The organism is Kribbella catacumbae DSM 19601, assembly GCF_000372465.1.
Lineage (GTDB): Bacteria > Actinomycetota > Actinomycetes > Propionibacteriales > Kribbellaceae > Kribbella > Kribbella catacumbae.
Genome location: NZ_AQUZ01000007.1, coordinates 37757 through 55976 on the forward strand (window position 1 = coordinate 37757; position 18220 = coordinate 55976).

Annotated in this window: 14 protein-coding genes; 9 read left to right on the forward strand and 5 right to left on the reverse strand. The window is 68.5% G+C overall.

Annotated features, from left to right (window positions below; all coding sequences use genetic code 11):
• The first annotated feature begins 2 nt into the window (after positions 1-2).
• The gene (locus tag A3ES_RS0109655) at positions 3-611 is read left to right on the forward strand and encodes a TetR family transcriptional regulator (protein WP_020386596.1); all 609 of its coding nucleotides are present in this window, start codon (positions 3-5) and stop codon (positions 609-611) included.
• Here A3ES_RS0109655 and A3ES_RS0109660 read toward each other — a convergent pair.
• Complete coding sequence (locus tag A3ES_RS0109660) at positions 594-2867, reverse strand: NACHT domain-containing protein (protein WP_237744901.1); 2274 nt, start codon at positions 2865-2867, stop codon at positions 594-596. The genes A3ES_RS0109655 and A3ES_RS0109660 overlap by 18 nt on opposite strands.
• Before the next feature lie 109 nt (positions 2868-2976).
• A complete protein-coding gene (locus A3ES_RS0109665) occupies positions 2977-3852 on the reverse strand; it encodes a proline dehydrogenase family protein (RefSeq protein WP_020386598.1) in 876 nt (291 codons plus the stop codon).
• 287 nt (positions 3853-4139) lie between these two features.
• Between A3ES_RS0109665 and A3ES_RS0109675 the strand changes: the two genes are divergently transcribed.
• Entirely contained in the window at positions 4140-5156 is a 1017-nt protein-coding gene (locus A3ES_RS0109675; RefSeq protein ID WP_020386600.1) for a GNAT family N-acetyltransferase, read from the forward strand.
• 415 nt (positions 5157-5571) lie between these two features.
• On the opposite strand, the gene A3ES_RS55010 is transcribed toward A3ES_RS0109675, so the two are convergent.
• A complete protein-coding gene (locus A3ES_RS55010; protein ID WP_020386601.1) occupies positions 5572-5748 on the reverse strand; it encodes a hypothetical protein in 177 nt (58 codons plus the stop codon).
• A 230-nt stretch (positions 5749-5978) separates the two neighbouring features.
• Between A3ES_RS55010 and A3ES_RS0109685 the strand changes: the two genes are divergently transcribed.
• From A3ES_RS0109685 to A3ES_RS0109705, 5 genes are all read left to right on the forward strand, one after another.
• Positions 5979-7274, forward strand: coding sequence for an NsdA family TPR-like regulatory protein (locus tag A3ES_RS0109685; protein WP_020386602.1), 1296 nt, complete (start codon positions 5979-5981; stop codon positions 7272-7274).
• An 8-nt stretch (positions 7275-7282) separates the two neighbouring features.
• Positions 7283-7819: a GNAT family N-acetyltransferase gene (locus tag A3ES_RS0109690; RefSeq protein ID WP_020386603.1), complete on the forward strand. Its 537-nt coding sequence runs from the start codon at positions 7283-7285 to the stop codon at positions 7817-7819.
• A 274-nt stretch (positions 7820-8093) separates the two neighbouring features.
• Positions 8094-9749 (forward strand): PHP domain-containing protein, encoded by a 1656-nt coding sequence (locus tag A3ES_RS0109695; protein ID WP_020386604.1) that lies wholly within the window; start codon positions 8094-8096, stop codon positions 9747-9749.
• 39 nt (positions 9750-9788) lie between these two features.
• Positions 9789-10688 (forward strand): oxygenase MpaB family protein, encoded by a 900-nt coding sequence (locus tag A3ES_RS0109700; RefSeq protein WP_020386605.1) that lies wholly within the window; start codon positions 9789-9791, stop codon positions 10686-10688.
• 67 nt (positions 10689-10755) lie between these two features.
• The gene (locus tag A3ES_RS0109705) at positions 10756-11973 is read left to right on the forward strand and encodes an ROK family transcriptional regulator (RefSeq protein ID WP_020386606.1); all 1218 of its coding nucleotides are present in this window, start codon (positions 10756-10758) and stop codon (positions 11971-11973) included.
• 155 nt (positions 11974-12128) lie between these two features.
• Here the strand turns inward: A3ES_RS0109705 and A3ES_RS0109710 are convergent, their stop codons facing one another.
• Together A3ES_RS0109710 and A3ES_RS0109715 are read right to left on the reverse strand one after the other, a co-directional pair.
• Positions 12129-12725: a ParA family protein gene (locus A3ES_RS0109710; protein WP_020386607.1), complete on the reverse strand. Its 597-nt coding sequence runs from the start codon at positions 12723-12725 to the stop codon at positions 12129-12131.
• A gap of 137 nt (positions 12726-12862) precedes the next feature.
• Positions 12863-13750 (reverse strand): NAD(P)-dependent oxidoreductase, encoded by an 888-nt coding sequence (locus A3ES_RS0109715; protein WP_020386608.1) that lies wholly within the window; start codon positions 13748-13750, stop codon positions 12863-12865.
• A 68-nt stretch (positions 13751-13818) separates the two neighbouring features.
• On the opposite strand from A3ES_RS0109715, the gene A3ES_RS46760 reads away from it, so the two are divergent.
• Positions 13819-16842 carry an ATP-binding protein gene (locus tag A3ES_RS46760; protein WP_020386609.1) on the forward strand — a complete coding sequence of 1008 codons (3024 nt, stop codon included), beginning with the start codon at positions 13819-13821 and terminating at the stop codon, positions 16840-16842.
• The gene (locus A3ES_RS0109725) at positions 16832-18220 is read left to right on the forward strand and encodes an FAD-binding protein (RefSeq protein ID WP_020386610.1); all 1389 of its coding nucleotides are present in this window, start codon (positions 16832-16834) and stop codon (positions 18218-18220) included. Before A3ES_RS46760 ends, A3ES_RS0109725 begins: the two co-directional genes overlap by 11 nt.

The window sequence follows — 18220 nt, forward strand, 5'->3', positions numbered from 1 at the left end:
CTATGAGCGAGGCGCTGCGGGAGCCGCAGCAGGACCGGAGCCGGGCGACTCGGCAGAAGCTTCTGGAGGCGTCGCTCGAGTCGCTGGCCGAGGTGGGCTACTCGGCCACCACTGTCGCGGTGGTGGCGGCTCGGGCGGGTGTCTCGCGCGGGGCTGCGCAGCACCACTTCCCGACGCGGGCGGATCTGTTTGCGGCGGCAGTGGAGTACATGACCGAGGTACGGCTGGATGAGATCCGGCAGCAGGCCACCGGGCTGCCTAGTGGCGAGGGCCGGACCGAGGCGATCGTCGGGATGCTCGCTGACGTCTACACGGGTCCACTGTTCCGCGCGGCGCTACATCTGTGGGTGGCGGCGAGTACAGAGGAGGCGCTGCGCCAGCAGATCGTTCGGCTTGAGGCGCACGTCGGGCGGCAGGCGCACCGGGCTCTGCTCGAAGTACTGGAGGTCGACGAGCGCACACCTGGTGTCCGGGAGACCGTGCAGGGCGTGCTCGATATGGCCCGTGGTCTGGGGCTGGCTGACCTGCTGACCGACGATGCGGCTCGACGGCGCGGCATCGTGCGGCAGTGGTCGCTAATCCTCGACCAGGTGTTAGCGGCTGGGCGCTAGACGGGAGCTCTTGTCAGCTATTCGCTGGTCCACCTTGGCTGCGAGCGCGTCTGGGTCGCACTCGGCCAGGTGGTCGCGTACCAAGAGGTGAATGAAGGCGTACTCGCTGCGGCCCGTCCTGGCGAGCACGTAGCGCTCGGCCGCGTACCGGAGGAAGGCACCGCGGCGCCAGGGCAGGTAGCCGCTCCAGCGCAGCAGGAAGCCGTGCAGGCCGCGCGAGAGGGCGCCCGCGAAGAAGGGCGCGCGTCGACGCCACGCCTTCGCGGCGACCGTTCCGGCGACGATGCCCAGTACCGCCTCGGGACCGGTGGACCACCACAGGCTCGCTCCTAGAGCCGCTGCGACGCCGGTGCCAGTGATGGCACCGGCACCGATCCACTTGTCCATCCGCCAGCGGGCGCCCGCGTATTCCTCCTTGCTGTGCGGATAGATCAGATGGTCCATCGGCAGGGCCTTCACGAATCGGATGCCTTGGGCAACTATCAGGCCGATCGCGCAGCCGGCCACGAAAACGGCCTGATCGTCGACCCGAGCGAAGATGAGCCAGCTCGCCACGGTCACGCCCACCAGCCGGACGCTGAGCAGGATGCGGCGCCGGTTGTTGCCGGAAAGGATGTACTCCAGTCCGTAGGACACCCAGACCACCGCGCCTTGGAATCCCAGGCCCAGCAAGGGCGGCAAGCTCTCAGCCAGAGCCGTCACGATGAGGACCGAGACGAGACCGGCGACGAGGCCCAGGCAGATCATGACTGCCAACAGTCGCCGCCGGGGTTGGTCCCTGCCTTGCTGGAGGATCCACCACGTGTGTGGTCGCACATGGACTAGCACTAGGGCGATTCCGGCGACTGCGAGGCCGGCCGATACGCCGTACAGGGCGGTGGCGCCTACTGCGGCTCCGGCGGCTAAGCCGGCGAAGAGGCCCGGGAGGCAGACCATGTGGGCCAGGTAGCCGACTGCGGGCAGGACCAGGCCGTACCAGCCGTTGGGCGTCAGACGACGCGGTACTTCGATGCGGTCGCCGGCCCTGGTGCGAGTCCACCAGGCGAGGCACCAGAGTGAGCGGACAGCCGCACGGGACTCGAACTGCGGACTGCTGGGGCGATAGCGGGCCAGCACCTCGGAGACGAAGGTGTCGAACAGTTCTTTCCTGTGGTCGGCCAGTACTCCGGCAGCGATGTCGCGGGCGTCTCTGCCTTGGTAGGCGAGCGCCATGACGTTGAGCATCAGTGGGGAGTTGACCAGATCCCAGAGGTCGTCGTCACGCTCCATGGCGGCCAGTGCACCGGCTAGCTCCTCGCCACCGGAGGCGAAGTAGTCGAGCACCTGCTGCCGGCTGAGCGGGCGGATGCGGACAGCGCCGTACAGCTTGAGCCTGTGCTGGAGCGCCTCGTACTCGCGGATGCGGCAGGTGACGGCTATCTGGCCGACCAGGTACCGCTGGCCCAGCTCGGCCAGTACAGGAGCGAGTTTCTCTTGGTGGGCAAGGGCTACTTCGTCCAGGCCGTCCAGTAGCAAGCCGAGGCGGCCCTTGCTCAGCCAGACTCGGCCGACGGCCGCGGGGATCTGGTACCGGCTGTCCAGCTCTGTCAGAAGCCAGCGGACGAAGCCGGCAAGCAGAGGGCTGTCGTCCGGGTTGTCGTCTTCCTCTCGCGCAGTGGTCGCGTTCCAGCTGGCCAGGTCCACCACGACCGGGATAGGGCTGTTGGGGTCGTGGTGGGCTTGGGCGGCGAGTGCGCGGGCCAGCTCCAGCAGCAGCGTGGTCTTGCCGGCGCCGGGCGCTCCGAGGATCAGCATGGAGTCCTGAAGGTCGTCGAAGGCCGCGGCGATATTGGCGTCCTCGCGGACCTCGGTGACGTTGCTGTTGAGCGGCTGGACGAGCAGGTCGTACGGGCGGATCACTGCCTCGGGGCTGACGTCGAGCGCCAGCGCGAGCCGGGTCTGGGAGGCGAGCGAACCGGCGAACCGGTCCGCGAGATAGCGGTCGACCCGGGCGAGCGCGTTGGGCCGGTTGCGCGGCTGGTCGGCCGAGCGAGCCGACTTCCTGACCGTCCGTCGGCTCCGGTACTCCGCCAGGCCGGTGACGATCGCGACCAGCCACAGCACCCCGATCAGCGGCCACGTCCAGTCGACGTACGGCGCCAGGAACTCCGGCGCGGTGCCACCGGTCCCCACGTTGATCGCGATCGGCAGCAACACCACCGTCAGCGAGATCGTGACCACGAGCACGACCACCCTGAGCAGCCCGTGGATCCTCACCCACGGAGAGTACCCAGCAACCGGGCCCACCGCCCGCCCACTCGGTGTTTCCCTACAGGGGTTTCCAGTGGGTGAACCGAGCCTTCGGGAATACCGAGATGCCGCGCGACTAGGCGCCGCGGGACTCTGCGACTCGGCGGAGCCAGTAGCGGAACCAGGAGGGGCCGTAGGGGATGTAGACGCGGGTTGGGATGTCGCGGGTGCGTAGGTCGTCCAGGACTTCGGGGCGGACGCCTAGGAGGTGCTCGACGCGGACTGTGCCGACTGAGAGCAGTACTGCTTCGCGTAGGCGGCCGTCGTGGGTTGCTAGGGACCAGTTGTCGCCAGTGGCTGCCAGCTGGTGCGCCAGACGGAGGTACGCGATGTCGGTCGGTTCGCCGTACGGGTGGGCGCCGACCGGTTCGACGTACGCGCCCTTGACGAGCCTGACCTGTACTCCGGCCTCGGTGAACGCCTCGATGTCTCCAGGGGAGCGCAGGAGGTTGGCCTGGACGGTGGCGCCGAGGCGATCGGCCAGGCCGCGACTGGCGACCTCCAGGACGCACTGCTGGATCTTGTCGGTCCGGGCGATGTCCTCGGCGCCGATCTGGAGCCGTCTGCCTGGCGGGAGCGCCTCGACGATCCTGGCGACCAGGTCGGCCGCACCGGCGGGGTCGACGTCCAGTGCCAGGTGCGAGAGGTCCAGCGACAACCAGACGTCAGCCGGGGGCTCCGGGAGGAGCTTGGCCAGCTCTAGGTACTCGTCGACCACCCGGGCCGCGTCTGCTGGGTCGGTGGACATCTCACCGAACAGGTCGACGCTGATGCCGTGCCCCTTGGCGACCTGGGCCTCCGCCACCTGCAGTGCCTCGTCGCGGGTCCGGCCGGCGACGTACCGGGAGGCTGCGCGCCAGGCGTTCTCCTCACCGCCGGGCACGCCTTTCACCAATTGTTCAAGTCGTTCGTTCGTCGCCAGCTTGAAGAGCACCGCACGGTCAAGACGCATGCTGATCAGTCTGCCAGCGGCTGGCGACTTAGACACTCAGGCTGCCCGTCAGGGCAGCGGGGCCAGTAGAGCCGTGAGGAGGCCTGCGGCTGTGAGCAGGACCCAGAGGATGGTGAGACCCCGGTTGAGGATGCCCACAGACTTCTCCGACGAAGGCGCCGCCCAGTCCGCAGGTCAACGCGACCGCGAAGCCGATGCCGACGGCCCGGCCGACGTACCGGCGTACCGGTGGTGGTGTGGTCGTGGACATGAGAGGTGACTCTGTCACGGCGCATTAGGTTGAAGGCATGCGGCCAGTGGATTGTGTCGGGGCCTTGATCCAGGACGAGCGGCAGCGGGTGTACGTGCAGCGGCGTACTGCGGAGCGGCGGTTGCTGCCGGGGATCTGGGACATCGTCGGCGGACACCTGGAGGAAGGGGAGACGCCGGAGCAGGCCCTGGCCCGGGAGGTCGAGGAGGAGACCGGGTGGCGGGTCCGGGAGATTGTCGCCACTGTCACCGACTGGGAGTGGGAGTACGAGGGCCGGGTACGGCGGGAGCTCGACTACCTGGTCACTGTCGACGGGGACCTGACCCGGCCGCGCCTGGAAGCCGGCAAGCACGACGTGAGCGCCTGGGTCGGGCCGGACGAGTTGGACCTGCTGATGGTCAACCGGACCGACGGGGATCGGCGGCTGCGCGACATCGTGGCGCACGCCGTACGGACGCGCTTCACCGAGCGACTCCGGCTCGCGCCGATCACCGGACCGGATGAGGTCCTACCCGGACATGCGGCGGACCTCGAGCGCTTGCACGCCGACCCCTGGGTCGCGCACTGGTACGACGAGACGTGGTCACCAGAGGAGTCCGCCAGCCGGGCCGCGGGGTTCCAGGCGCGCTGGGAGGCCAACGGGATCGGCAAGTGGATCGCCTATCGGCGGTCGGACGGATCGTTGGCCGGCCGCGGCGGGATCGAGCGGCTGGACGCCGGCGACGATCGCACCGCGGAGATCGCGGCGCTGCTCGACGACGGCGGCGCCTGGGCAGCGGACGGGCTGGAGCTGGGCTGGACACTGCTGAGCTCTGCACGCGGCCAGGGGCTGGCGACCGAGATCGGGCAGGCCGGACTGGACTACGCCTTCGGGACCCTCGCTGCCCGCTCGGTGATCGCCTTCACCGAACGCCACAACCTGGCGTCCCGAGCGGTGATGGAACGCCTGGGGATGCGGTTCGCCGGTGAGATCCGGACGGAGGGCTTGGTCGAAGGTCTGGAAGGCGTGCACCCGGATGCGCCGTTCGCCGTGTACGTCGCCGCAGCCGGCTGAGCCGGCTGCGCACGGCATGCAGCGACCAGCAGACGGTCGACGTACTGCGGCGGATGGCGGTGAACCTCGGGCGCGCAAATGGCTCCGCTGCGTGACCGCCCAGGCGCGGCGGTCACACAGCGGAGTCGGCCACCTCGGAGTGCGGCTTCTGGTGAGGTGTCAGAAGCCACTTGCCCCGCCCGGCCCGAGGTGTCGGCCAGGAGGTGGTTTGGAACGGCTGGACGGCGGCGATACAGGGACTCAACCGCCGGCCCAGCCGGGCTGGTGGGCGGTGCGGTCCGGAGCTGAGGAGTGCCCCGGACCGCACCTCGGGTTTCGTCCGGGGCTGAGGAGGCCCCGGACCTTCGATCGCTACTCCTGGACGTGAGGAGACCCCAGGAGCAACTCCGGGTCTGAGGAGGACCCGGAAGCTTGGTCAGATATCGGTTTCCTGCTGCGGGCCGAGCACGTCGTTGGTGACCCGGAGACCGGCGAACCGCCTCCGCATTGCCTGCTCGTACCGCGCCGCCAGCGGTGCTTCCGCGACGTACTGCGCGATCACGTGCTCGCCGAACCAGACCCGAACTCTGCGCCGGTGCTGCCTCGACGTCATTTCTGCAACAGTCACTGCTTGCTCACCCCGTAACTCTGAACCCTTGCAACCAGTTGGACTTACTGGTTGTCATGGCAGTAATGGTGCACAAGCCGACCGTGACCGCTCTAGGACCTGGACCGGACCTTTGCCGGACCTCTTCAGGACCTCTGGCGGACATCTGGAGGACTGCACCTTGTCGTGGGGCATGAGTCGAGACAACGTCTTCACTGACGTGAACGGGAGGAACGATGGCGGGTAGGTATACGCCAAGAACGGTCCTGGCGCACCTGATCCAGCGCCGGAACCAGACCTACTCCGAGATCGTCGCCGAGTTCGTCGTGCTGGGTGGAACCATCACCGAGCGGCACCTGCGGCGCCTCGCATCGGGCGAGCGCGCAGGGACCACTCCACAGACCCGGCGCACCCTGCAACGCATGTTCGGCAAGCCGGTCGAGGAGCTCCTCGCCCCGTACGTCCCCGAGCAGGCCGCCCAGGTGGTGCCGGCGCCTGCATCGAGTGGACGGATCACGACAGGTAATGAGATGGAGGTACTCGACATGGCTGCCAGCCGTGCGCGGGCTTTTGCCCTCGCGGCCCAGACCGGTCTCGGAAGCGAGGCCATGGAACAGGTGTACGACGACGTGAGACACGTCGCGAAGGCCTATCCGCAGCGCCCGCTGCCGGAAATTCTCGGCCAGCTGGTCGAGACGCAGGACCTGGTCTTCGCGTTGCTGGAGAGCCGGCAGCGTCCGGAACACCTGCGGCAGCTGTACTTCCTCGGCGGCGTGACCGGCGGTCTGCTGGCCAAGGCGTCACACGACCTCGGCAACCCGCACGCCGCCCTGACCCAGGCCAGGACGGCCTTCCTGTGCGCCGACAACGCCGACCACCACGGGCTGCGGGCCTGGGTCCGTGGGCTGCAGTCGCTGGTCTCGTACTGGGCCGGCAACCCGCACGACTCGGTCCGGTACGCCCAGCTGGGCGCCGGCTACGCCGAGCAGGCCAACAGCACCACCGGTGTCTGGCTGCCGGTGAGTGAGGCCCGCGCCTGGGCCGCACTGGGCAACGCCGACGCCGCCCGCGCGGCGCTGGTGCGCGCCGAGAACGCGTGGGGCTCGGTCCGCGACGACGATCTCGACGAGATGGGCGGCCTGTGCACCTTCGGCCGCAACCGTCAGCTGTACTACGCGGCCGACGCGCTCGCCTGGCTCCCGGGCGAGGTGGAGACCGCCGAGCAGTACTCCCGGCAGGCAGTGGACGCCTACACCGACCAATCGCACCCCGAGTGGGCCTTCGGCGACGCAGCCGGCAGCCACGCCGCCATGGCCATCACCCGGATCGCGAACGGTGAGCTGGACGGCGCAGCCGACGCGATCGCGCCGGTCCTGGGCCTGCCGACCGAGCGCCGGATCAACGGCGTCGTGCACTCGGCCCGCCGGGTGCACCAGGCACTGCGGCAGTCGGGCCGCGCGGACGACGCCCGCGACCTGCAGGAAGAGATCGAGATGTTCACTCGTACGCCGATGCAGACCTTCCCGCGGTAGCAGGCGGGATGGATCCGCTCACCGGCGATGGCACCAGGCTGCGCGATCTGCGGCCGGAGGATCTGGAAGATTTCTTCGCCATCGTCGGTGACGATCGGGTGACCAGCTGGATGGCTTTCGACAGCCACACCCGCGAGTCGGCCGAGACGATGCTGACCGGGATCATCACCCGGTCGGCGCAGCAGGACCGGCCCGATTACATGCTCGCCGTCACCCGCCTTGACGACGACCAGGTGATCGGTTTCGGCCGGCTCGCGCCGAGCGGCACCCAGGCCGGCAAGCTCGGCTATGCGATCGGCGCCGACTACTGGGGCCGCGGCTATGCGACCGACGTGGCCCGGACGCTGGTGAAGTTCGGGTTCGGGCCGCTCGACCTGCATCGGGTCAGCGCCGCGATCGGCCCGGAGAACCTGGCCTCGGTCGCAGTCGTCAAGCGCCTCCGCTTCAGCTACGAAGGCCGCCTCCGCCACCACGTCTTCACCAACGGCGCCTGGCGAGACTCCCTGCTCTACTCACTCCTGGCGACCGAGTTCTCGGCAACCTGAGGGCGGGTTCGAGGGGTGGTTGCTGGGGGCAACGAAGCTCCAGGCATACCCAGGTCGGCGGGCAAGCGGTTACCTGGGCGTGTCGGCGCGACCGGGACGGGCAGTGCGTGCATGGCGGTCCGGCAACCCCGTCCCGTCCCGGGGCCTGGCGGTGCACCCGATTGTGGCCAGACTTCCCAGCGTGCTGGATACGGCCGAACAGTTCACCCGGCGCACACCTGGGCGTCATTCCGGAGCTTGACAGTGGTTTGTCCGGACACGGATGGTTCCGGGCATGAGGTCTGAGCAGCAGCTGCCCGAGTGGGCCGATCCTGAGGTTCCTGAAGAGTCGTTGGATCCGCAGGGGGTGTCGCGGCGGGGGTTGATTCGCGGGGCCGGGCTGCTGGGAGCGGGGTTTGCCGCGGCCGGGATCGGGGCCGGGGAGGCGGTGGCGAGCACCGGTACCGCGTACGGGGATCCTGAGTTGATGTATTTGGTGGGCGATCACCATGTGCACAGCCGGTACAGCCATGACGCGAAGTACGACTTCACCCAGCTCGCGCAGCGTGGGGCGCAGTTCGGGCTGGACTGGATGGCGCTCACCGAGCACAGCAACTTCGGGCACGCAGACAAGGGCGCGCAGGCGGAGAACGCCGAGGTGCTGAAGGCGCGGGCGGAGAACCCGCGGATGCTGATCTTCCAGGGTCTCGAGTGGTACATCCCCGCCGCCGAGCACGGCACCGTTCTGGTCGCGCCGGGGCCGAACAACGTTGCGCTGATCCAGCAGTTCGAGCGCGAGTACGACGGCAAGCTGACCGGCCGGGCCGGCGACACCGCCGACAACGAGCAGCACGCGATCCGGGCGCTGCAGTGGCTGGCCGCTCAGAAGAGGAGCGGGTACATCGACGACGTACTCGTACTGGCGAACCACCCGCTGCGGCTGGGGATCGACTCACCGCACGAGCTCAGAGGCTGGCGCGACACCGGGATCTGCATCGGCATGGAGGGTGCGCCCGGTTCGCAGGGCGACGCCGAACCGGCCTGGGTCGCCTTCCGCGGCGCCACCAACGCGCAGCGCGGCGAGTACGTGAACAACCCTGGCACAGGCAGCTTCGCGGGGTACCCGAAGGACGCGTACCGCACGTACGGCGGCTTCGACTGGGCGACGGCGACAGTGGGTGGCTTGTGGGACGCCATGCTCGCTGAGGGCAAGCTCTTCTCGATCACCTCGAACAGCGACAACCACCGGACCATCTGGGACACCTGGAAGGACGGGGTGTTCCCGGACGGGCAGAACTTCGACTCGCTGGGATGGAAGCCTTCGCCGACCGACTCGGGCGTGCCGCAACCGGGGAGCGACTTCTGGCCCGGTCAGTTCAGCAGAACGCATGTGGGCGTGACGAAGTACGGCTACCTGGATGTGATGGCCGGGCTGCGGGCTGGGCGGGTCTGGGTGGATCACGGGCAGCTAGTGGACGGCATCGACGTACGGGTTGCTCCGGCTGGCTCGTCGCATCGCGGGGTCACGCTGGGCGGGCGGCTGAAGGTACGCCGGAGTGAGCGGCTGGAGCTGCGCGTCACGGTGACCAGTGCGACCCGGCCGAACTTCCACGGCGTACTGCCGAAGCTTGCTCACTTGGACGTCATCCGCGGCGTCGTGACCGGTACTGCGCCCGACAAGGACAGCTGGCGCGCTCCGGACACCAGGGTGGTCGAGCAGGTCGACGTACACCGCAAGAGCGGCACCTACACGTTGCGCATCCCGCTCGGCCGGGCAGAGCGGTCGCACTACCTCCGCTTGCGAGGCAGTGACGGTAGGAGGAACGGTCCCGGCTACCTGGGCCGGCAGATCGACCCGGCCGGGCCGATCCAGCACCCGACCAACGACGGCGACCCGTGGCTCGACACCTGGCTCTACACGAACCCTGTGTTCGTGGATATCAGCCAGTGACGATGGTGGAGGGCTTGGAGTGGTGGGGAGACTGGGGACATGGCCGCCACCACGCAGGAGAGCTTGCTGGACCCGTTGAGGGACGGGCTTGCCCGGATGATCCTGACGAAGGTGGCGGGTCCGGAACCGCAGGCCGCGCGGGCAAAGGTTCACAACACTCCCGGGCCTAGGTGGTTCGCGCCGGATCGACCGATCCGGCGCGTGCACGGAGACGCGTCGATGTTCGCTGGTGGGCTTCGGGCGCTCCTGTTGCAGTCGCTGCATCCGCTGGCGATGGCGGCGGTGTCGGCACACTCGGGCTACCGCGGCGACCCGTGGGGGCGGCTGCAGCGGACCAGCTACTTCCTGGCGATCACGACGTACGGCGCTGCTGCTGATGCGGAGGAAGCCGTCGCACGAGTGCGTGGTGTGCATGAGCGAGTGCGGGGGTCCAGCCCGGACGGGGTCAAGTACCACGCGTCCGACCCGCATCTGCTCAAGTGGGTCCACCTGGCTGAGGTGGACAGCTTCCTGGCTGCGCATCAGCAGTACGGCGCCGCATCGCTCGACGCTGCCGAGCGGGACGGGTACGTCGAGGACATGGCGCAGGTCGCTCGCGCAGTGGGAGTCGTGGAGCCGCCGACCACCCAGGTGGAGTTGCGGCAGATGCTGGCGGAGTACCGGCCTGAGTTGCGCGGTACTACGGAAGCCAGGCAGGCAGCGCGCTTCATCCTGATACACCCGCCGGTGCCGCTGGCCGCACGACCCGCGTACGCCGTACTGACGGCTGCGGCGGTCGGCCTGTTGCCCTGGTGGACCCGCTGGCCGCTGCGGCTGCCACTCATGCCGCTGGCCGAGAGCACGGTCGTGCGAGCCGCTGGGGACGGCCTGACCCGGACGATCCGCTGGGCATTGGCCGCACCGAGCTTGGCTGGGATCGATGTCGACAAATCGCCCTAGCATTGTTCTTGCTGGGAGCCGTGCGCCCGGAGCACGGATTTGGACCTCGCGCCGGTAGTTTGGTCTAGTGCCGTTGCGCCCGAATCGCCCGCTGCCACTCGCTACTCCGGCGGGGGTCGAGGTGCTGACCAGGATCCTGACCCAGGGACCGATCCCGCGGGTCGAGATCGCCCGGCGTACCGGCTTGTCGCAGGCGGCTGTCACCAAGGCCGTCGCGCCGTTGATCGAGGCGGGATTCGTCACCGACCAGCCTGTCGCCGTACCGGCTGATGCCGCTGGTGAGAGTCGCGCCGAGCTGGGGATCGGGCGGCCGGTCAGCCCGCTGACGGTGGTACCGGACAGCATCTCGGTGATCGGGCTCAAGGTGACGCCGACGGATCTGATCGGTGTGACGACGGACTTCCGCGCGGGGATTCGCGCGGTCCGGCATCAGCAGGTGACCGACACCTCCGCCGACGCGGTGCTCAAGCGGCTGGTCGAGCTGGCGAGGGAGCTGATCGCGACCCTCGACGATCCGGCGGATCCGGCGGGGCCGCTGATCGGGATCGGTGTTGCTGTCTCCGGCGACGTCGATGCGCGGCATGGCGTCGTTCGGGACTCGCCGTTCATGGGCTGGCGGGACATCCCGGTCGCCGCGCTGCTGACCGAGCAACTGAAGGTGCCGGTCGTGGTGACGAACGACGTCCGTGCATTGACGGTGGCCGAGCATTGGTTCGGGGTCGGGGTTGATGCCGACTCGTTCGCGGTGGTGACGATCGGGTCCGGGGTTGGCTGCGGGCTCTACATCAACGGCGAGGTTGTGTCGGGCGCGCATGGGGTATCGGGTGAGCTCGGGCATCTCCCGCTCGCCCCTGGGGAGCTTGTCTGCACCTGTGGACGAAGGGGCTGTGTCGAGACGGTTGCTTCGTCGGACGCGATCCTGGCGCGGGTGCGGGAGACCACTGGCCGGCCGGAGCTGGATCTGGCCGGAGCGATCGAACTCGCGCACGGCGGTGACGCGCATGCGCGGGAGGCGTTCGACCGGGCGGGCGAGGTGATCGGGTCGGCGCTGGCCGCGATGGTGAATCTCGTCGGCCCGGAACTGGTGGTGATAGCCGGCGAGGGCGTCGCCGACTACGACCTCTACGACCAGCGGATGCGACAGGCCTTCAGCGATCATGCCTTCGGCGCCGCAGGCGACTGCCGATTGATGCTCCGCTCCCACACCTTCGACGACTGGGCCCGCGGCGCAGCAGCCACAGTGATCCGCTCCTACGTCCGAGGCGAACCGCCACTCACCCGCTGACCCACGGGCTCGTGACGCTGCGCGTCACCTCGCGAACAGAAGAGAAGCGGTACGGCGTGGCGTCCGCCAGAAGCCCAGGGGCGCGCTGGTTCGTAGTACCGGCGCGCTGAACCGCCCCTCCGGCGGCGAGGTCGGAAGGGCGGCTGCAGGGTGGTTCAGCTGCGGGCGGCGGCCAGGATTTTGCGCCAGACTTTGCGGTAGGACTCCAGGCCGTCCTCGGCCAGCGGACCCATCGGGCCGGCGGTGATCGAGACGCGCTCCGGGATGGTGCCCCAGACCGGGATGTTCTCGTCGGCGTACTGCCGCATCGCTTCCTGGTAGCTGCGCGTGTAGGTGCGCGCCGAGCAGATCACCAGGCCGACCGGGACACCCTTGGGCACCAGCTCCAGCACCGCCCTCACCCGCGGCGTCTCGACACCGCCGACGCGGGTCGGCAGGATCACGATCCGGGCCCGCTCGAGCGCCTTGTTCAGCAACCGCTCGTGCGATGGCGGCATGTCCACCACCCCGATGCCCTCCGGCGGAACCTTGTCCAGTGCCTTGGTGAGAAGCCGTTCGGTCGGCGCCTCGGCGATCTCGATCCTGGACAGATGGTCGTCGTCGGATTCGGCGACCCAGTCCGCGGCACTACCTTGCGGATCGGCGTCGACGAGGGTGGCTGTGCGACGGTTGGAAGATGCCAGCGCGGCCAAGTACACCGACGTGGTTGTCTTACCTACCCCGCCCTTCAGTGCAGCTGTCACGATGATCATGGGACGACGCTACCCGGTTTCAACCAATTTCCGGCGTGTCGTCGGCGTTGCTCGTGTCTCTCGTGATAGTTGCCGGTGGCGTCGAACAAGCTCAACGGCACTTCAACCTGTACGCCGGGCGCCGTCCGTGATAATGCTCAGGCCACCGGCTTCCGGATCGTCTCGATCATCGAGTTGAAGCCGTCGAGCCCGTGCCCGTCAGCATCTGCCCGGGCGAACAGAGCGGCCACCGCAGCGGGCAGCGTGGTGTCCAGGCCCGCCTGGGTGAAGGCGTGCGCGATGTGCTCGCTGCCGACGGCCATCATGTGCAGGTTGTTCTCGGCACCGGGATAGTTGCTCGAGTCGATCTCCGCGGCGAGGATCTTGAGGAAGCCCATCGGGCCGTCGTCGGCCAGCTCTTCCAGCATCGTCGCGATGTACGGCCGGAGCTGTTCGGCGCTGATCCCGGCCGTGCCGAGCAGGGCGGTCGAGTAGAAGTAGCTGATCAGCGTCGTGCAGAACACATTGAGCATGGCCTGGTAGTAGACCATCGACAGCCCAGGGTCAGTCCCGACGTAGTCGACCCGGCCCAGCACCTCCAGCGTGGCCTTGTGCGCCTCCAGTACCTCCCGCTGGCCGCTGAAGAAGGAGTAGGCGCCCGGCTCGCCGATGCCCGGTGGCGGGACCATGATTCCGGCGGTGATGAGGGTAGCGCCGCGCTCTGTCGCCCAGCGGGTGCCTTGGCGGAGCCGGTCCGGGCTGTCGGAGCTTAGGTTCACCAGTACTCGCCCGGCGAGGTCTACGCCTTGCAGGGAGTTGTCCATTGCCGCGTAGTCGACCTGACTGATCACTACCAAGGTGCTCGCGGCCACGGCCTCTGCGGCCGTCTTGGTCTCAGTGGCCCCGGCGGCGACGAGCTGCGCGGCCCGGCCCGGCGTACGGTTCCAGACGGTGGTCGGGTGGCCGGCGGCGAGGAAGGTCTCGGCCATCTTAGAGCCCATGGCGCCGAGGCCGATGACGGTGACTGCTTCGTGGTTGTTGGTCATGCCTTGATCCTGCGGAAGAGCGCTACGGATTCCCTACGGGTGTCCATGGCACTGGCTACTGTTGCGGGGTGTACTTCGGGGTGCTGGGGCCGCTGCTCGTCCGGACGGATGCGGGTGAGCCGGTCATCGTGCCTGACACCAAGGTGCGTGCGTTGCTGCTCGACCTGTTGGTCAACCTTGGCAAGCCGGTGTCTGCTGATCGTCTGATCGATGATCTCTGGGGCGATCATCCGCCGCGTAATGCGTCCGGCACGCTGCAAGCCCGCGTCTCACAACTCCGTACTGCGCTCGCTCGGGCTGAGCCGGGCGGTCGGGCGCTGGTCACTCACGGGCCGGGCGGCTACACCCTGGCGGTGCTGCCAGAGGTTGTCGATAGCAACAACTTCGAGCAGTTGGTGGCCGGCGGGTCGCGCCAGGTCGAGGTACTGCGGGAGGCGCTCGGGTTGTGGCGAGGGCCGGCGTACGCCGAGGTGGCGGATCGCGAGTTTGCCCGGGCTGCGCGGGATCGGCTGGAGGAACTACGGCTGACCGCTACGGAGGATCTTCTCGCGGCTCAGCTCGATCGGGTGTCTGGTGGGGCGGTGCTTGCCGAGGTTGCGCAGCTGGTGGTGCAGCAGCCGTTGCGGGAGCGGGTGCGGGCGATTCAGTTGCGGGCGCTGTATCGGGCCGGGCGGCAGGACGAGGCGCTGAAGGCGTTCGCTGAGTATCGGGAGCTGTTGGCTGAGGAACTGGGGGCTGATCCGGGGCCGGAGTTGGCCGCGTTGCATCAGGCGATCCTGCGGCATGATCCGGCGCTGACTGCGGGCGGTGGTAGCAAGCTGCCGGCGCCGCTGAACGAGCTGATCGGGCGGGAAGGCGCGGTGGCGGAGGCACTGTCGCTGCTGGCGAAGGCGCGGTTACTGACGCTGGTCGGCCCGGGCGGGGTAGGCAAAACCCGCTTGGCTCTCGAGCTCGGCCGCGAGGCTGCAGCAGGAGCTGCCACCGGGCCGGCAGCCGCTGTGGAGCAGGTGGTTCTTGTGGAGTTGGCGGCTTTTCGGGACGTGGATGTGCTGGATGCGGTGGCGGCTGGGGTTGGGTTGCGGGATGAAGTGGTGGGGATGCCGGTTCCGGCGATGGGGCGGGAGCTGAGCAAGCGGCTGGTCGAAGCGTTGAGGGCTCGGCCAAGTCTGCTGGTGCTCGACAACTGTGAGCATCTGGTGGATTCCGTGGCCGACCTGGTGGGAACGCTGCTGGCAGAAGTGCCGGGACTGCGAGTACTGACGACCAGCCGAGAGCCACTGGGCTTGGCGGGTGAGCACCTCCTGGAGGTGACCCCGCTGGCACCAGCAGCCGCCGCACGACTGTTCCGCGAACGAGCGACCGCCGCGGGCGCCGAAGACGTCACCCCCGCCGAGGATGCTGCTGTCGGGGTTATCTGTCGGCGGCTGGATGGGATTCCGTTGGCGTTGGAGCTGGCGGCTACTCGGGTGCGGGCGTTGGGAATGCAGGGGCTCGCGACGAAGCTTGATGATCGGTTTCGGTTGCTGGCGGGTGGGCGTGGGGTTCCCGAGCGGCAGCGGACTCTGCGGGCAACCATCGACTGGAGTTGGGAGCTGCTGAGCGAGGACGAGCAGGTCCTGCTCAGGCGGCTCGCAGTACATGCCGACAGCTTCAGCCTGGAGGCGGCGGAGGAGGTCGGCGAACTACCGGCCGAAGTACTCGCGCGCTTGGTCGACAGGTCACTCGTAGTCTCCACCGGCGGCCGCTACCGGCTGCTGGAGTCAGTCGCCGCCTACAGCCTCGAACGACTGGTCGAGTCCGGCGAGGAACCACGGCTCCGACTCCGACATACGGCGTACTACGTGTCGCTGGCTGAGCAGGCGGAGCCGCACCTGCGTGGCGCCGACCAGAGACTCTGGCTGGACCGACTCGACCAAGAGAACGCGAATCTGCGGCTAGCCCTTCAGCACGCATCGCCGGCCAGCGCCCTGCGGCTAGTGAACGCCATGGCCTGGTACTGGTACCTCCGCGGGCGCCTGAGCGAGGCAAGACGCGCCCTGGCCGCCGCGCTCGCAGTACCGGGTCCTGCGAATGCTGCACGAGCTGCGGCGACTGTCTGGAGTGTGGGGTTCGCTGCGACGGCGGCGGAGGGGAGCAACCTCACGGCGGCCAGTACTGCGGCCCTGGCTCTGTACGAGTCGCTCGATGATGCGCAGGGTCAGGCGCGAGCAGAGTGGTTCCTGACGACGACACAGTGGGCGTACGGCGAAGGTCAGCTGCTCATGGGGCGGATCGATCGGTCGATTGCGACCTTCACCCGGCTGGGGGATCGGTGGGGGTTGGCTGCGGCGCTCAGTACTCGGGCGCAGTTGTCGCTGACGCACGCTGATCTGGAGGCGTTGCAGAGAGACGGCCTGCGGAGTGTGGAGCTGTTCGACGAGCTTGGCGACGGGTGGGGGCAGTTGCAGGCAAACTACTCGCTCATCGTGGCTGCTGAGATCTCTGGGGACTACGAGACGGCCACCAGGCGGCTGCAGGATGCATTGCGGCTGGCCGAGGAGCTGGGGATGTGGACAGAGGTGTCGTTCCGTACGTCGGGGCTCGGGCGGATCGCGATGCTCACCGGGGACTACGAGCGGGCTGACGAGCTACATGAGCGGGCGCGACGGCTGGCGATCGAGCAGTCCAACAAGTCGGCGGAGGAGTACGCCGAGGTCGGGCTCGGGATGACGGCGCGACGACGGGGTGAGCTCGACAAGGCGGAGCAGCACCTGGCGAAGTTGCTGGGCTGGCTGCGGCAGGTCGGCGGCACGTCGGGCGTCGCTTTCATCCTCACCCAGCTCGGCTTCATCGCGGACCAGCGAGGTGACCACGTCAAAGCCCTGCAACTGCAAACAGAAGCCCACGCGACAGCAGTCGCCACAGGAGACGAGCGAGCTATCGCACTGGCTCTGGAGGGCCTGGCCGCCGCGAGAGCCTGCGCCGGTCAATCAGACCAAGCATTAGAACTCTTGAAGGAGGCAGAAGAGTTGCGGCTGAAGGTGGGTGTGCCGCTGGCGGCAGGGGAACGGTTCGATGTGGAGCGGATTCGGGAGGCTCTTGATGGGGTTTGAGTGGGTCAAGCAGGTGCCGGGGCTGGATGGGGAGTTGTTGGTCGACGAGGTCAGCCGGAGCGAGGTCTCGCAAGACGCCGGGCAGTACCTGACGGAAACGCCGCAGGTCGTACTGCGGCCGGGGTCCGTCGCTGACGTCCAGACGATGGTCAGGTTCTGCGCACAGCTTGAGATCCCAGTCGCGGCCCGCGGGCTGGCGAACACCACTCACGGCCAAGGGCTGGTCGGTGGGCTGCTGATCGACATGCGCTCACTGAACACCATTCACGAGATCCACGACGACCGCGCGGTGGTCGACGCCGGCGCCGACTGGCTGCAGCTGACCAACGCAGCCCACGAACGCGGCTTGACCCCGCCCGCGCTGACCGGCTTCCTCGGTCTCAGCCTCGGCGGCACCTTGTCCCTCGGCGGGATCCCGCCCGCGATCCAGTCCGGCGGTCAGGTCGACAGCGTGATCGAGCTGGAGGTGGTCACCGGCACCGGCGACCTACGCCGCTGTTCGCCGACCCAGGACGAAGACCTGTTCGAGGCGGTCCTGGCCGGCCTGGGGCAGTACGGGATCATCACCAAGGCCACCGTCCGCCTCGAGCCCGCGCCGGACCTGGTCCGAGGTCATGAGCTCGCCTACCCCGACCTCACCGGCTTCTTCGAAGACTTCCGGACGCTGCTCGGCCGCGCGGAGATCAGCGAGATCTACGGCGACTGGTGGCGGCCGGGTGAGCAGGGCGAGGTGCAGCACCTCAACGCCTTCACCTTCCACTCCCAGGCCGAGCCGCCCGACGACGCGCACCTGCTCCGCGGCCTCACGCCGGCCACGACCGAGATCAGCGAGAACGACTTCCTCCCGCACGTCACCCGGATCGACGTCGCGGTCGAGCAACTCCGCGAGCTTCTCGACTGGGATCACCTGGCGAAGCCGTGGCTCACCGTCTGGCTCCCCGAGGCGACCGTCGAGCAGTACGTCACCGAGGTCGTCACGCACCTGACGCCGAGGGACATCGGCACCGGCGGGTTCGTCCTGCTCTACGCCCACCGGCGTTCCCGCCTCACCCGGCCGTCGCTGAGCCTGCCGCAAGACGACAGCGACTGGGTCTACCTCTTCACCCTGATGACCGCCGGCCAGCCGAGCACGGAGTACGCCAACGAGATGACCGCCGGCCAGCCGAGCACGGAGTACGCCAACGAGATGCTGGCCAGGAACCGCGGCCTGTACGACCGGGCCCGCGCGCTCGGCGGCACGCGGTACCCGATCGAGTCGGTCGCCTTCACCCAGGACGACTGGGCGGACCACTACGGCGACCGCTGGCCAAAGCTCCAGGAACTCAAGCGCACATTCGACCCGGCCGGGATCCTGACCCCCGGCCCGGGCATGTTCTGA

Coding starts and splice junctions, on each gene's coding strand:
- A3ES_RS55010 (WP_020386601.1), bottom strand. CDS start 5,748: ATGACGTCGAGGCAGCACCGGCGCAGAGTTCGGGTCTGGTTCGGCGAG.
- A3ES_RS0109690 (WP_020386603.1), top strand. CDS start 7,283: ATGGATCCGCTCACCGGCGATGGCACCAGGCTGCGCGATCTGCGGCCG.
- A3ES_RS0109665 (WP_020386598.1), bottom strand. CDS start 3,852: ATGCGTCTTGACCGTGCGGTGCTCTTCAAGCTGGCGACGAACGAACGA.
- A3ES_RS0109725 (WP_020386610.1), top strand. CDS start 16,832: ATGGGGTTTGAGTGGGTCAAGCAGGTGCCGGGGCTGGATGGGGAGTTG.
- A3ES_RS0109710 (WP_020386607.1), bottom strand. CDS start 12,725: ATGATCATCGTGACAGCTGCACTGAAGGGCGGGGTAGGTAAGACAACC.
- A3ES_RS0109685 (WP_020386602.1), top strand. CDS start 5,979: ATGGCGGGTAGGTATACGCCAAGAACGGTCCTGGCGCACCTGATCCAG.
- A3ES_RS0109715 (WP_020386608.1), bottom strand. CDS start 13,750: ATGACCAACAACCACGAAGCAGTCACCGTCATCGGCCTCGGCGCCATG.
- A3ES_RS0109700 (WP_020386605.1), top strand. CDS start 9,789: ATGGCCGCCACCACGCAGGAGAGCTTGCTGGACCCGTTGAGGGACGGG.
- A3ES_RS0109675 (WP_020386600.1), top strand. CDS start 4,140: ATGCGGCCAGTGGATTGTGTCGGGGCCTTGATCCAGGACGAGCGGCAG.
- A3ES_RS0109655 (WP_020386596.1), top strand. CDS start 3: ATGAGCGAGGCGCTGCGGGAGCCGCAGCAGGACCGGAGCCGGGCGACT.
- A3ES_RS0109695 (WP_020386604.1), top strand. CDS start 8,094: ATGAGGTCTGAGCAGCAGCTGCCCGAGTGGGCCGATCCTGAGGTTCCT.